The sequence below is a fragment of the Paenibacillus sp. DRB1-1 genome (genome assembly GCF_052119485.1).
Classification (GTDB): domain Bacteria; phylum Bacillota; class Bacilli; order Paenibacillales; family Paenibacillaceae; genus Paenibacillus; species Paenibacillus polymyxa_B.
On sequence record NZ_JBODQH010000001.1, the window covers coordinates 4,830,051 to 4,844,566 of the forward strand.

Here is a 14,516-nt window from a genome sequence, read left to right on the forward strand (position 1 = left end):
CAAAGCTTCATGAGGAACATGATATCAGCAGCAACGGCGGAGGTAAGCTATGGAATTCACAAAAATGAACGGTCTAGGTAATGATTTTATCGTTTGGTTTGGGCATCAGGATTTGCCGTCTGACGCCTCGAAATTAGCTGTTCGGCTATGTGATCGACATTTTGGTGTTGGTGCCGATGGGTTGGTATATATATTGCCGTCAGAAAAAGCGGATTTCTGCATGCGTATCATTAACTCGGACGGCTCGGAGGCCGAGCAATGCGGCAATGCTATCCGTTGTGCTGCTAAATACGTATATGACCGTAAGCATATCAACCGTGAACAGATCACGATCGAGACACTGGGTGCAGGGGTACAGCAGGTCGAACTAACTGTAGAGAACGGACTTGTTCGTATGGTGAAGGTGGATATGGGAGAGCCGATTCTTGAGGGCTTGAAGATTCCAACTACACTGGATCTGTCTAGCGTAATTAATGAGCCCATTGAAGCTGGCGGAAGTGGTTTTCGCTTTACGGCTGTATCTATGGGGAATCCGCACTGTGTCATTTATGTGGAGGATGCGCCAAGCTTTGATCTAGAAGCCTGGGGACCGAAGCTGGAATGCCATCCGCTGTTCCCTAAAAAAACAAATGTTGAGTTCGCCACGGTACGTAGCCGGAAGCATATAGATATGAGAGTATGGGAGAGGGGAGCCGGACCAACGCTAGCTTGTGGAACCGGAGCCTGTGCTACACTTGTTGCTTCTGTACTAAACGGGTACAGCGACCGCCACGCCATTGTAAGCCTGAAGGGCGGCGATCTGGATATCGAATGGAGCGAGGACGATAATCACATATATATGACGGGCCCGGCTGAGATCGTGTACGAAGGTCGTCTGTTCTAAATGATGTGAACTTTAAAAATAGCGTGCAACTGGCCTATGAATCGTATAGAAGTGAGTGAAAAGAAGACCTTAGTAGGTCTTCTTTTTTTGGACTTACATGCCACTATATACAAGGAATACGATGAACAAAGCAAACAAAGCAACATTCTGTCTTTTTTTGGCGCCTGAACGATGTATAATATAGAAAATGAGAAAACAATAAGGAGGCCGTTCATAGTGCGGAAATTTCGTTGGATTTCAGCAGTTACAGTCCTCATATTTGTAGCCACCGCGCTTCCGGTTCAGGCGGCGACCATTCCTGCTGGCGCGGAAACGACGGACAAGCAGGTTGGCTCGCTAACTCCGACAGTGGTAAGCCGTTTAGAAAAAGCGGTGCAAGAACTCATCGGTTCAAAGACAGCATTTCAATTTGACGATGTGACAGATATGGGGAAAACTTGGATTGTAGAGGGCGAACTGGAAGATGGAACTGCTACATTGCAGACAGAATATAATAAAGAAAAAAACAGAGTGGATTCTACAACCATACGATATAAAATAAGCAGCCTGGGAAAGGCGATGAATGCGTCACTCAAGACGAAAGTGCTAAACAGCGCCAAAGCGTTTGACAGCAAGCGTCCTTTGCAATTTGAAGCATTCTGGCGGGTCAAATCCCCTTATCAGTCCAACAAGCCTTCAAATTACTGGGTATTTTGGGGCGCAGGAGAACAAGCATCCTCGTTGTATGTGGATGTGGATCGAGGTAACGCTATTACCATCAACGCGGACTATGCGCTGAAGCAGGTGGACCCTCTGTTACTGAATCGTGCAATGAACACATTTAAGCGTGTGAGTGGACAGCGAATTAAGGTACGGCACGCTTCACGGTACAAGGATGAGACGAAGGGACTTTCATATTGGTCGTTCGAGGATGCAAACGAGGCGAGTGAGGTCAAAATTAGTGTGGTAACCGGCAAAGTGCTGGCCGTATCCACCTATGGGGTGGACTGGAATGATGACGCAGATTTCAAAAAAACATTTGCAAGCCCGAAATATACTCCCTCAGAAGCTTTGAAGCTAGTCAAGCCCAAGGTTCAGATGTTGTTTAATATCAATTTGTCGGGCTATAAAGTGAATGTTCAAGGGAATCAATATACGTTCTTCAAGCAGCAAAAGGGAACGGATTCTATTGTGGCTAAAGTGAATAAAAAAGGGACTTTTTACGCTTACTCTCTCCATTCTTCCGATGGGAAAATGTAGTAGAAAATAGAAAAGATAAATCAAGCCGCTACACTCCTGAGATCATATTGTCGGGGAGTGGGGCGGCTTTTTTTGTTTTTGGCTTATGTTTGTAGTCTCTTTATGTTACATTAGTATGAAAATAAAGAGCGGGGTGGAGCAGAGGACATGAAACCGGATTTGCGTACTGTGCTGAATCGTGAAATTATTGTCGGAGACGGCGCAATGGGGACTTTTTTATATCAGCTAGGATTTCCAGTCAATACGTCTTTCGAAGAACTGAACATCACTTCGCCTGACGTTATATCAGACGTGCATGGTCAATATTTAAGTGCAGGAGCTCGATTGCTGGAGACTAATACATTTTCTGCAAATGATTATAAGTTAGCCCGGTTTGGACTGGAATCTAAGGTAGAAGAGATCAATCGTGCCGGTGTGAGAATTGCCAGAGCTGCGGCCGGACCTGAACATTATGTGGTAGGTGCGGTGGGTTCCATATGTGGGGGCAAACGGCTTAACATATCAAAGCTGGAGCTGGCAAGAAACTATGAGCAGCAAATTGATGCCCTTCTCTCCGAAGGAGTCGACGGTATTTTGTGCGAAACGTTTTATTCACTGGATGAAATACGAATTGCGCTTCACAGTGTACGTAAATACAGTGACATTTCGGTAATTTGTCAGTTTGCAGTTGATCAGGTTGGTCGTACCCAGGATGGTTTTTTAGTTGCGGAAGCTTTTTCCGTGCTGCGTAATGAGGGGGCAGACATCCTTGGATTTAACTGTCACTCGGGTCCACAGGGAATTATGAGTGTAATGGAACAGCTGGATGGTCCTTTGTCTGTACCGCTGTCCGTATATCCGAATGCGGGACTAGCAGATTATGTGGACGGTCACTATGTATACGGTGCATCACCTGAATATTTTGGGGAATGTGCCAAGTCCTTTGTAGACCTGGGGACGAGGCTGCTCGGTGGTTGCTGCGGAACTACACCGGACCATATTGCAGCTATCTCAAAAGCTTTGAACCGTTTGCAACCGCCTCCGCTGGCTTCAAAAGAAGCTTTGTCGAAAGAGTCCTTTCAAGTGGCAGAGCAGATTGCAGATGAAGGGGAACGAGGAAATGGCAGACATACCAGCGAGCCCAATATTGTGGATCTGGTTAAGGAACGACATACGGTCATTGTAGAACTGGATCCTCCGCGCGATCTGGACATTACGAGGTTTATGCAAGGTGCTCATGCGTTGAAGAAAGCCGGGGCCGACGCACTTACACTGGCTGACAACTCGCTTGCAGTTACTCGCATGAGCAACATGGCGCTTGGACATTTGGTCAGTATTGAAACAGGCTTGCGCCCATTAATTCATATAGCATGTCGTGATCGCAATCTGATTGGTACTCAATCCCACATGATGGGTTTTGACGCGCTCGGTATTGACCATGTACTGGCGGTTACTGGAGATCCGGCGCGGTTCGGTGATTTGCCAGGCGCCAGTTCGGTGTATGATATGACCTCTTTTGAAATCATACGCATGATCAAGCAATTAAATGATGGTGTTGCATTTTCCGGTAAGCCACTGAAGCAGAAGGCTAATTTTGTGGTAGGTGCCGCATTTAATCCTAACGTCAAGCATTTGGGTAAAGCCGTGCAGCGATTAGAGAAGAAAATTGCCTCCGGAGCTGATTATGTTATGACTCAGCCCGTTTACGACCACGAGCTCATTGCAGCCATCGCGGAAGCGACACGACATTTGGAAGTACCGATTTTTATCGGTATTATGCCGCTGGCTAGTGGGCGCAATGCAGAATACTTGCACAATGAAGTACCAGGGATTCAGTTATCCGATGAGGTACGTGCACGTATGTCTGGTCTTGAGGGGCCGGAAGGACGAGCAATGGGCGTGTCTATTGCCAAGGAGTTACTCGATACGGCAATGGAACATTTTAATGGTATCTATTTTATGACTCCATTTATGTTCTATGAAATGACAGCTGAATTGACTTCTTACGTATGGCAAAAATCAGGCCGCGTACAGGCCCCCTTGTTTCGACTATAATAATCAATTACAATAGTATAATGGATGTGATGCCGATGTCATTGAGTATGACCGGATACGGTCAAGCCATCCTTCATTATGAGGGCTATAAAGTGCGCTTGGAATTGAAGTCGGTGAATCACCGCTATTGCGAAGTGATGATGAGAATTCCGCGCGAATGGACTCGTTACGAAGATGGCTTGAGAAGAACGGTTCAACAGCAGATTAAACGCGGTCGTATCGATGTCTTCATCCACAGAGAACGTGATGAAGAACAGATGCCCGCCGCGCGGTTAAATGACACTGTGGTGCAGGCTTACCTGCATGCAGCGGAGCAGCTGGCGGATCGTTATGGAGTAAAAGGAACGTTAGGGATAAGCGATATTCTTGCTTTGCCTGACGTTCTGGGTGATCCTGGAGAGGCTTGCCATGGAGACGAAGAGGACTGGGAAGAGCAACTACAGCGAGCTTTGAATGAAGCTTTGCAAGGTTTACTGGAGATGAGAAGGCGAGAAGGCGGGCATTTGGCGCAAGATGTGGAATCCCGTATTTTACGTCTGGAATCCCTGCATCATGAAATGACGGTGCTGGCTCCTCATGTTGTGAGCGACTACCGTAACAGGCTGAAACACAGGCTTAAAGAGCTTCAGGACGGTTCATTTACGCTTGATGAACATAAGTTCGGAATGGAGATTGCGTTATTCGCGGATCGCAGCAATATTGATGAGGAACTTACCCGGCTTCAAAGTCACTTTGGGCAGTGCAAGGGGTTGCTGCTGTCGGACGAGCCGGCCGGTCGCAAATTAGATTTTTTAATCCAGGAAATGAACAGGGAAGTCAACACGATCGGCTCCAAGGCTAATCATCTCACATTGGTTAATTTGGTCGTTGAGATGAAAGCAGAGCTCGAGAAAATTCGTGAGCAGGCTGCAAATATTGAGTAGCTACCTGGTAGCGGCACGGCTGCAAGAGTCACATGTATAGGGGGAAAGACCTGAATATGGCAATCAAATTGATCAATATTGGTTTCGGCAATATCGTGTCGGCCAACCGAATTATCTCCATCGTCAGTCCGGAGTCTGCTCCGATCAAGCGGATTATACAGGAAGCCAGGGACCGTCATATGCTAATTGATGCTACCTATGGCCGCCGGACGCGGGCTGTTATTATTACAGACAGTGATCATGTAATCCTGTCTGCGGTGCAGCCGGAGACGGTCGCTCATCGCCTATCCACTAAAGATGATGACAATGACGAATAAAAATGGAGTGTACTATGGCTAAGGGATTATTATTTGTAATATCCGGACCTTCGGGTGTCGGTAAAGGGACGGTAGGCAACGCATTGCGTGACAAGCTACCAGAGATAACATACTCCGTTTCTGCTACAACTCGAACACCTCGTTCAGGTGAACAGGATGGAGTGACCTACTTTTTTAAAACGCGTGAAGAATTTTTGGGTATGATTGAACGAGACGAAATGCTGGAGTATGCTGAGTATGTAGGAAACTATTATGGTACTCCACGTGATTTTGTAGATCAGACGCTTGCGCAAGGAAAAGATATTTTTCTGGAGATTGAAGTTCAGGGAGCCTTAAAGGTTAAAGAAAAATTCCCAGAAGGCATATTCATTTTTCTGCTTCCGCCTTCGCTAGACGAATTAAAGGATAGAATCCGGGGACGGGGCACAGAAACTCAAGCGACCATAGACCACCGTATGTCGGTAGCTGTGGATGAAATGAATTTGTTGCGTCACTATGATTATGCGGTCGTCAATGATGAGATTGATTTCGCTTGTAAACGAATAGAATCCATTATTATCGCCGAACATTGTAAGGTTCATCCTTAAACGAGGGCTTTACATATGCCAAGCGTACCTAAAGAGAAATAATACTGTATAAGCTGAGCTTGAAGGTGTACACTGGAGTTCAGCTTATACAGTCCCAAAACTACATGAAGAGGTGTCTATTCGTGCTGTATCCTTCCATTGATGAAATGATGAAAAAGGCAGATAGTAAGTATTCGTTGGTTGTAGCGGCTTCACGCCGTGCCAGACAGTTGCGCGAGGGTGAAAAGACGACTCTCAAGAATCCTAAATCCCACAAACAGGTTGGAGTGGCGTTGGAAGAGATTTACGCAGATCATCTGCGTCTTGAAAGCGGCGAAGACGAGTAAGAATTATACACAACTATTATAACCGGGCGCAATGCCAATTCCTTTGACAACCGCAAGGTTGTTATTTTTTTAGGTCAGGGGGAGTTAACGATGTTGAAGGGGAAAGTTATTATTCTTGGTATAACTGGCGGAATTGCTGCTTACAAAGGGGCTGCGCTGTGCAGCAGGTTGACGCAAAAGGGAGCCGATGTTCATGTGATTATGACGGCCTCTGCCAAGGAGTTTATTACCGAACTTACGTTGCAGTCGCTCTCTCGTAATCCGGTGTACAGTGACACATTTGATGAAAGAGAGCCGTCAGTCGTATCCCATATTCATCTGGCGGATGCGGCTGATTTGGTGCTTGTTGCTCCTGCAACTGCGAATATTATCGGGAAAATGGCGCATGGTCTAGCTGATGATATGCTGTCTACAACGCTGCTGGCTACAACAGCGCCTATTATGGTGGCCCCTGCGATGAACGTACATATGTACACTCATCCGGCAGTCATGCAAAATATGGAGACGCTTGTATCACGTGGCGTGAAGATGATTGAGCCTGGTGAAGGATTACTGGCTTGCGGTTACGTTGGCAAAGGACGTTTGGAAGAGCCGGACACAATTGTGCAAACCATAGAGCGCTTTTTTGATCAGCAAGCTCAGGAACAAGAAACCAACATCAAGTCTGAACCACGATGGTTTGGTGGCGAATCTATGGAGGCTCAAGTGCCTGAGTCACTTGTGAATGAGAATGAATCGGTGCTTTCAGGCAAAAAAATCATTGTAACGGCTGGAGGCACGATCGAGCGAATTGATCCAGTGCGTTATATCACAAATGATTCATCTGGCAAAATGGGCTTTGCTCTTGCAAAAGTGGCTCAGGAGATGGGGGCAGAGGTGCACTTGATTGCTGCCAATACTAGTGCGGAACCGCCTGCTGGTATTATGCTTGAAAGAGTCCAGTCAGCTGAAGACATGTACGCCGCTGTATTAAAACAATGGGAAACAAGCGATATGGTCGTTATGGCTGCTGCAGTTGCAGATTATCGACCACGTGAGATAGCACAGACCAAGATCAAGAAAAAAGATAGTGTATTTACACTAGAGCTAGTGAAGAACGTCGATATTCTAGAATCACTCGGGCGGAGTAAGAAACATCAATTTTTAATTGGCTTTGCAGCTGAAACCGAACATTTGGAGACGTATGCGATAGATAAATTAGAACGTAAAAATTGTGATTTGATCGCGGCAAACGATGTAACTGTGAATGGTGCTGGTTTTGGCGTCGATACGAATGCTGTTCAAATTTATGACCGAAGCGGGATCGTAGATCGTATTCCTGTACAGTCAAAGGAAGAAGTTGCGCGTAAGTTGCTTACTATAGCTGCGGAACGCATGGGTGGGGTGCTGCATTAATGGAGACGGGCAATTTAGTTGCCAAGGTCATTGTCGATGTACCTGCCAAGGATACGGACCGCACCTTCGATTATCTGATACCAGACTCAATGAGACCTTGGATTGAGCCGGGTAGCCGGGTAGCTGTGCCATTTGGCAAGCGGACGGTGCAGGCTTTTGTCATCTCGGTAGTCCCAGCTGATGATCCACCGAAATACAGGATGAGAGCGATCCAGGAGTTACTGGATTTGGTACCAACCTTATCTGCTGACCTAGTCGAACTGGGCAAATGGATGAGCGAACGTTATGCTTGTAATCAAATTATGGCACTGCAAGTGATGATTCCTACCGCGCTCAAGGGGAAAGCAGAACGTTATATCTCAATTGCGGAGCAGCATGAGTTAACGCATCCACAGCGTACTATACAACCGAATCAGGGCGATGAACTCGAATGGGCACTTCTGACCGACGATGGTATGAGTGATCCGACGGAACGTCGGATTGTTAGCTTCATTCAGGAGAAGGAGCAAGTCCCATTGCAGCAACTCAGTCGACGTTTCCCTGAGGAAGCAGAGGTTATTAAATCACTGTTACGCCGGGGTGTGCTTCAGGAAAGTCAAGTTATTAAAGACAAACTTGGCAAAAAGACCATGAAATCCGTTGATCTGGCTATCGGCATAGACGAGGCATCAACGGCGCTGGAGCAATTTTCTGCGAAAGCGCAGCGTCAGCGGGAGGTACTTGCTTTTTTGCTGGAACGTAGCGAGTTTCTGCCTCTGTCGCTGAAGGAAGTCATGACCTCACTGAGTGTGTCTGCTGCAACGGTTAAGGCGCTGGAAGATAAGGGTTATGTGTTGCTGGAGGATGTCGAAGTGTTCCGCGACCCGTACCGGGGCAGACACTTCAAGCCTACAGAGCCACTCCCTCTCACAGCAGAGCAGCAGTCGGTATATGAACGGATTATTCGCCAACTGGATACGCGTGAGCAGGGAGCTTATTTGTTGCATGGAGTCACAGGGAGCGGTAAGACGGAAATCTATCTGCAGACGATTCAGCGTTGTATTGAGCAGAATCGGCAGGCCATTGTGCTGGTACCTGAAATATCGTTAACCCCACAAATGGTTGAGCGTTTTAAAGGCCGGTTTGGCGATCAGGTAGCAGTGATGCACAGTAGGTTGTCCGGGGGAGAACGGTACGATGAGTGGCGCAAAATACGCGAAGGCCGTGTGAAAGTGGCGATTGGTGCTCGCTCGGCAGTATTTGCGCCTTTTCGTGAGTTAGGTCTCATTATTATGGATGAGGAGCACGAAACGTCCTATAAGCAGGAAGAGACACCTAAATACCATGCACGTGATGTTGCCATTCGCAGAGCCCATCAGCATGGGGCTGTCGTTATTCTCGGCTCTGCTACACCGTCGCTGGAAAGCTACTATGCGGCTCGCTCACAAAGCAACGACGAGTTTGCTCCGTTACTGCTTGAAATGCCAACTCGCGCATTGGGGAACATGTTACCCGAGGTACATATCATGGATATGCGTGAGGAACTGCGTGCTGGCAACCGCTCTATGTTCAGCCGTGCGTTGCATAATGGAATTGCAGAGCGGTTAGAGCGTAAGGAGCAGACGGTACTCCTGTTGAATCGGCGTGGGCACTCCACGTTCGTCATGTGCCGTAGCTGTGGCTATGTCGCGGGTTGTCCACATTGTGATATTTCGCTTACGTATCATCAGCGGTCGAACAATTTACGTTGCCATTACTGTGGTTATTCCGAGCCTGTGCCTCAGACTTGCCCTGAGTGCGGTAGTGAGCATATTCGCTATTTCGGTACAGGTACCCAGCGAGTGGAAGAAGAACTGGCGAAGCTATTCCCCGGTATACGTGTTGTTCGAATGGATGTTGATACAACGACAGAAAAAAATGCCCACGAAAAGCTTCTCAAGCAATTTCGTGATAAAAAAGCGGACGTGCTGCTCGGTACTCAAATGGTTGCCAAAGGCCTGGACTTTCCCGATGTGACACTGGTTGGTGTCATTACTGCGGATTCGGCTCTCAATTTACCGGATTTTCGGGCTGCGGAAAAGACATTTCAGCTGTTAACACAAGTAGCTGGACGGGCTGGGAGACATCAATTGCCAGGGGAAGTATTCGTACAAACCTATACTCCAGAGCATTATTCGGTGATTCACGCAAGTCGCCATGATTATGCTTCTTTTGTGAGGGAAGAATTGAAACACCGCCGCAATTTGCACTATCCACCATATTGTCGTCTTATTTTGGTGACCTTTTCTCATGAACAGCTCCCAGTGCTGGTTCGACTGGCTGAGAATTATTCAGCAACACTACAGGGACGGGCCAGACAACGGGGCTGGTTCGGGAATATGGATCGTCTTACATCGGATGTACTCGACATTTTGGGGCCAGTAGCTTCACCCATTTCGAGAATCAAGAATAGATACCGATTTCAATGTATGATAAAATGGCGTGGAAATATCGATGCGATTAGTTTGGCTCAGCAAGTAGCTGATGAAATGGCCGAATCCGCACAGGCACAAAAGTTGCTGATTAGTCTGGATGTTGATCCGCAAATGCTTATGTAGAGTGTTGCCACAAAAGTTATTATCACAATTAATGCGGACAAGCCGTCCGTACATAGGATAATGTAGCAGTCGCGTTTGTGATGAATACAGTTAAGCCTAAATGAAGCATAAAGAGGAAGGTGTTCTGTTGTCATGTCAATTAGAATTATAGTGTTGGAGCCGGATGACGTATTGCACAAAGTAGCAAAGGAAGTCACTAAAATTACGCCTAATGTGCAAAAGCTGCTCGACGATATGGCAGATACGATGTATGAAGCGGAGGGAGTAGGCCTTGCTGCTACGCAAGTAGGTATTTTGAAACGTCTCATCGTTGTAGATGCTGGAGATGAGCATGGATTGATTAAAATGATCAATCCAGAAATTGTGGCCGAAGAAGGGGAGGAATTGGGTCCTGAAGGCTGCCTGAGTATACCAGGGTTGAATGGGGATGTGCGTCGTGCCGAGAAGGTTACAGTCAAGGGACTGGACCGCGAGGGTAAGGCCATTACCGTTACAGCGACTGGATTGCTCTCTCGTGCTTTTCAGCATGAAATTGACCATTTAAATGGAATTTTGTTCACGGATATTGCAGAAAAAGTATATGAGGTTGCGCTGGAACAGCCAGGACCGAACCGTCAGATAGGAGAGTGAGGTTCGATGACTCAAGACATTCGTATTATCTTTATGGGTACGCCTGAGTTTGCAGTGCCATCGCTGAACATGTTACTGGACAACGGTTATAACGTGGTCGGTGTGATTACACAGCCCGATAAGCCACAGGGACGGAAAAAAATATTGACACCTACACCAGTCAAGGAAGCAGCAGAGAAACGCGGATTACCTGTGCTGCAACCGACTCGCCTGCGCCAACCAGAAGCGGTGGCTCAGGTGGCGGAGCTGCGTCCTGATCTGATCGTAACCGCAGCTTATGGGCAAATTTTGCCTAAGTCCATACTAGACCTGCCTCGGTTCGGCTGTCTGAATGTGCATGGTTCGCTACTTCCCCGTTATCGGGGAGGTGCACCGATCCAGCGTGCAATTATTAACGGTGAAACCGTGACGGGTGTGACGCTGATGTATATGGCGGAAGGATTGGACACTGGCGATATGATATCGCGAGTTGAGGTTGCTATAGAGCCGGAGGATACCTCCGGTACGATTTTTGAGAAGCTAAGCGTAGCTGGGGCAAAGCTTTTGCAGGACGAGCTGCCTAAGTTGCTGACAGGGCAATCAGACCGTACGCCGCAAAACGAGGACGAGGCAACTTATGCCCCGAACCTGAACCGCGACGATGAGCGTATTTCGTGGAGTGACAATGCACAGCAGATATACAACCGGATTCGCGGCCTTGTTCCTTTTTCCGGCGCGTTTACGCTTTGGGAGGGAAATGTTTTTAAAATATGGGCTGCTGAGCAGCCTTTCATAAATAATGAAGTGAGTGGCTCAAATGCTCCAGTACCCGGGACGGTTCTTCAATTGACCGCTCGTGGCATTGAGGTGCAGACAGGCGAAGGAACTCTCTGGCTGACTCAGGTTCAACCGGCTGGCAAAAAAGTTATGGATGCCGGAACCTTTGCACGCGGCGGACAGATGAAGCCAGGCATGGTGCTCGGATGAGCGGGAGTCACTCCCGCCAGGGAGGCCAAGGCAAGGGAGTGGGTGCCAGAACCGGCAAGACTCGCAATCAGACGGCGCGGGAAGTTGCACTTGATGTGTTGATTGGTGTGGAGCAAGAGGGTGCGTATAGCAATCTTGAGCTAAATCGTCGGCTTCAGCAGGCAGGTTTATCTGCAAGTGACGCTGGTTTGGCGACGGAACTTGTATACGGTACAGTCGCACGCCGAAATACACTAGATTATTTTTTGAATAAATTTGTTCAAAAAGGAACGGCCAAGCTTCAGGCTTGGGTACGTTCGTTGCTGCGGATGAGTGTGTACCAGGTGGTGTATCTGGATCGAGTTCCGGATCATGCAGTCGTTAGTGAAGCGGTGACCATAGCTAAGCGGCGCGGACATCAGGGGATTTCCGGTATGGTCAACGGCGTGCTCCGCAGCATGCTACGTGAGCCGGACAAGCTGCGTATTCCTGACGATTTGTCACCTGAGGAACGGATTTCATTAGAACATTCCCATCCACAGTGGCTGGTTAAGCGCTGGATTAAGCAATACGGTGCAGATACTGCTGAGGCTATCTGTCAGGCTAATAATGAACCCCCTGCGGTCAGCGTACGGGTGAATACGACAATGACCAGCCGTGATCAGCTGCTGGACGAGATGCGCTCAAAAGGGCTTGATGCCGTTCCTTCGGCAGTTAGTTCCTATGGGATTGTTGTTCGTAGCGGTGGAAATATGGCGCTTACCTCGTGGTATACGGACGGCTTGCTGTCCGTACAGGATGAAAGCTCCATGCTCGTTGCTGAAGCAGTCGCTCCTGAGCCTGGCATGCTGGTACTGGATTGCTGTGCCGCTCCAGGTGGCAAAACAGCTCATATGGCTGAGCTGATGAAGGATCACGGACGGATAGTTGCGAATGATCTGCATGCCCATAAGCATCAATTAATTCGTGAACAGGCTAATCGACTTGGCCTGGATGCCGTGGAAACAGTTACTGGTGATGCGCTAGAACTGAAGGAACGATATGCTCCAGCTTCTTTTGACCGTATTTTGCTGGATGCGCCATGCTCTGGCTTTGGAGTGATTCGTCGTAAACCGGACCTGCGTTGGAGCAAAACTGCGCAGGATGTTCGCGACATTATACAGCTTCAGCATGAGCTGCTGGATAGTGTGGCGGGACTGTTGAAGCCAGGTGGCATTCTGGTATACAGCACATGCACGATTGAACCGGACGAAAATGAAGGACAATTGACTCAATTTTTAAGCGAACATCCAGAGTATGAATTGGCGGAGGGTCATTCCTTCCCGGACGTGAGCCGCGAAAAGGATAGTGTACAGGGAGGCTCGGTACAGCTGTTACCGCAGCATTTCCACAGCGACGGATTTTATATCGCGCGCCTGCGTCGGGTGAAATAGCACGGAAGAGAATTCTAGGCAGCTTTCCACCAGTATTTCCACATTCCGCCGGAACATTTCCGGCGGTTTTTTGCATGAAGACGAAAAATTTTTACCCCCTCAGGGATTTGTGCTAAAATAGGAAGAATGAAAAATACTATCTGCGATCAAACAGAACTTAATGAAGAAGGAACGGGTGCAAACATTGATGAAACCTTTTATATATGATTTAACTCTGGAGGAGCTTCAGGACTGGGCCAAGAACAATGGCGAGCCTGCTTTTCGTGGAGGACAAATTTTTGACTGGCTGTATGTGAAGCGGGTCAATGATTTCAGCGAGATGACGAATTTGTCCAAGGCGCTGAGAGAGAAGCTTGAGGAGCAATTTAGTTTTGTGACGCTTAGTGAAATTACAAAGTTGGAATCGAAGGATGGGACAGTAAAATTCCTGTTCGGCTTGCACGATGATCATGCCATTGAAACGGTCATTATGAGACACAATTACGGAAACAGCATTTGTGTAACAACTCAAGTGGGTTGCCGGATTGGTTGTACTTTCTGTGCTTCGACGCTTGGAGGCCTCAAACGGAACCTGACGGCTGGTGAAATTACTGCACAGGTGGTGCAGGCTCAGAAAATTTTGGATAAAACCAATGAACGAGTGAGCAGCATCGTGATTATGGGCTCGGGCGAGCCTTTTGAAAACTATGAAGCGACCATGACGTTTTTACGTACAATGGTTCATGAAAAAGGTCTGAATATTGGTCAACGTCATATCACAGTGTCGACCAGCGGTATTGTACCAAATATTTATAAATTTGCCGACGAGGATACCCAGATTAATCTGGCAATATCCATTCATGCGCCTAATGATGCGCTTCGTTCGAAGCTGATGCCTGTAAATCGGCGTTATCCCTTTAAGGATGTTATGGATTCTCTACGTTACTATCTTGCTAAGACGGGGCGGAGAATTTCGTTTGAATATGCCCTGATTGGTGGGGTAAACGATCAGGCAGAACATGCTGAAGAGCTAGCGGATGTGTTAAAGGACATGCTGTGTCACGTCAATTTGATTCCAGTCAATCATGTGCCTGAGCGCAAGTATGTACGCACATTACGCAGCGATATTTTTAATTTCCAACGTATTCTTGCCGAAAAAGGCGTCAATGTGACGATTCGGCGTGAACAGGGTCACGATATTGCCGCTGCTTGCGGTCAGTTGCGTGCAAAGCATATGGAGTTGGGGTGA

13 protein-coding genes are annotated in these 14,516 nt (G+C 47.7%); all 13 read left to right on the forward strand.

The features are described 5' to 3' along the window. Window positions 1-49 precede the first annotated feature (49 nt). The 13 genes from dapF to rlmN all read left to right on the forward strand — a co-directional run bounded on the left by dapF (window position 50) and on the right by rlmN (window position 14,516). Entirely contained in the window at window positions 50-883 is an 834-nt protein-coding gene (gene dapF, locus ACQW03_RS21490; protein ID WP_071641570.1) for a diaminopimelate epimerase, read from the forward strand. Between the two features lie 216 nt (window positions 884-1,099). Next, window positions 1,100-2,122 carry a hypothetical protein gene (locus ACQW03_RS21495; RefSeq protein WP_441951650.1) on the forward strand — a complete coding sequence of 341 codons (1,023 nt, stop codon included), beginning with the start codon at window positions 1,100-1,102 and terminating at the stop codon, window positions 2,120-2,122. A gap of 147 nt (window positions 2,123-2,269) precedes the next feature. Next, entirely contained in the window at window positions 2,270-4,156 is a 1,887-nt protein-coding gene (locus ACQW03_RS21500; RefSeq protein WP_441951652.1) for a bifunctional homocysteine S-methyltransferase/methylenetetrahydrofolate reductase, read from the forward strand. A gap of 35 nt (window positions 4,157-4,191) precedes the next feature. Beyond that, a complete protein-coding gene (locus ACQW03_RS21505; protein WP_441951654.1) occupies window positions 4,192-5,079 on the forward strand; it encodes a YicC/YloC family endoribonuclease in 888 nt (295 codons plus the stop codon). A gap of 56 nt (window positions 5,080-5,135) precedes the next feature. Then, window positions 5,136-5,396: an extracellular matrix/biofilm regulator RemA gene (gene remA / locus ACQW03_RS21510; RefSeq protein ID WP_005548256.1), complete on the forward strand. Its 261-nt coding sequence runs from the start codon at window positions 5,136-5,138 to the stop codon at window positions 5,394-5,396. Between the two features lie 14 nt (window positions 5,397-5,410). Continuing rightward, window positions 5,411-5,983 carry a guanylate kinase gene (gene gmk, locus ACQW03_RS21515; RefSeq protein WP_013310894.1) on the forward strand — a complete coding sequence of 191 codons (573 nt, stop codon included), beginning with the start codon at window positions 5,411-5,413 and terminating at the stop codon, window positions 5,981-5,983. Window positions 5,984-6,105: 122 nt separating this feature from the next. Then, complete coding sequence (gene rpoZ / locus ACQW03_RS21520) at window positions 6,106-6,309, forward strand: DNA-directed RNA polymerase subunit omega (RefSeq protein WP_013310893.1); 204 nt, start codon at window positions 6,106-6,108, stop codon at window positions 6,307-6,309. A gap of 90 nt (window positions 6,310-6,399) precedes the next feature. Continuing rightward, the gene (gene coaBC / locus ACQW03_RS21525) at window positions 6,400-7,704 is read left to right on the forward strand and encodes a bifunctional phosphopantothenoylcysteine decarboxylase/phosphopantothenate--cysteine ligase CoaBC (protein WP_441951657.1); all 1,305 of its coding nucleotides are present in this window, start codon (window positions 6,400-6,402) and stop codon (window positions 7,702-7,704) included. Further along, complete coding sequence (gene priA, locus ACQW03_RS21530) at window positions 7,704-10,280, forward strand: primosomal protein N' (protein WP_441951659.1); 2,577 nt, start codon at window positions 7,704-7,706, stop codon at window positions 10,278-10,280. Before coaBC ends, priA begins: the two co-directional genes overlap by 1 nt. Window positions 10,281-10,412: 132 nt before the next feature. After that, the gene (gene def / locus ACQW03_RS21535) at window positions 10,413-10,910 is read left to right on the forward strand and encodes a peptide deformylase (protein ID WP_441951661.1); all 498 of its coding nucleotides are present in this window, start codon (window positions 10,413-10,415) and stop codon (window positions 10,908-10,910) included. 6 nt (window positions 10,911-10,916) lie between these two features. Further along, window positions 10,917-11,876, forward strand: a complete 960-nt coding sequence (gene fmt, locus ACQW03_RS21540) for a methionyl-tRNA formyltransferase (RefSeq protein ID WP_220029823.1) — start codon at window positions 10,917-10,919, stop codon at window positions 11,874-11,876. Then, window positions 11,873-13,288: a 16S rRNA (cytosine(967)-C(5))-methyltransferase RsmB gene (gene rsmB, locus ACQW03_RS21545; protein WP_441951664.1), complete on the forward strand. Its 1,416-nt coding sequence runs from the start codon at window positions 11,873-11,875 to the stop codon at window positions 13,286-13,288. The genes fmt and rsmB overlap by 4 nt, the downstream gene beginning before the upstream one ends. Window positions 13,289-13,475: 187 nt before the next feature. Beyond that, window positions 13,476-14,516, forward strand: a complete 1,041-nt coding sequence (gene rlmN / locus ACQW03_RS21550) for a 23S rRNA (adenine(2503)-C(2))-methyltransferase RlmN (RefSeq protein WP_441951666.1) — start codon at window positions 13,476-13,478, stop codon at window positions 14,514-14,516.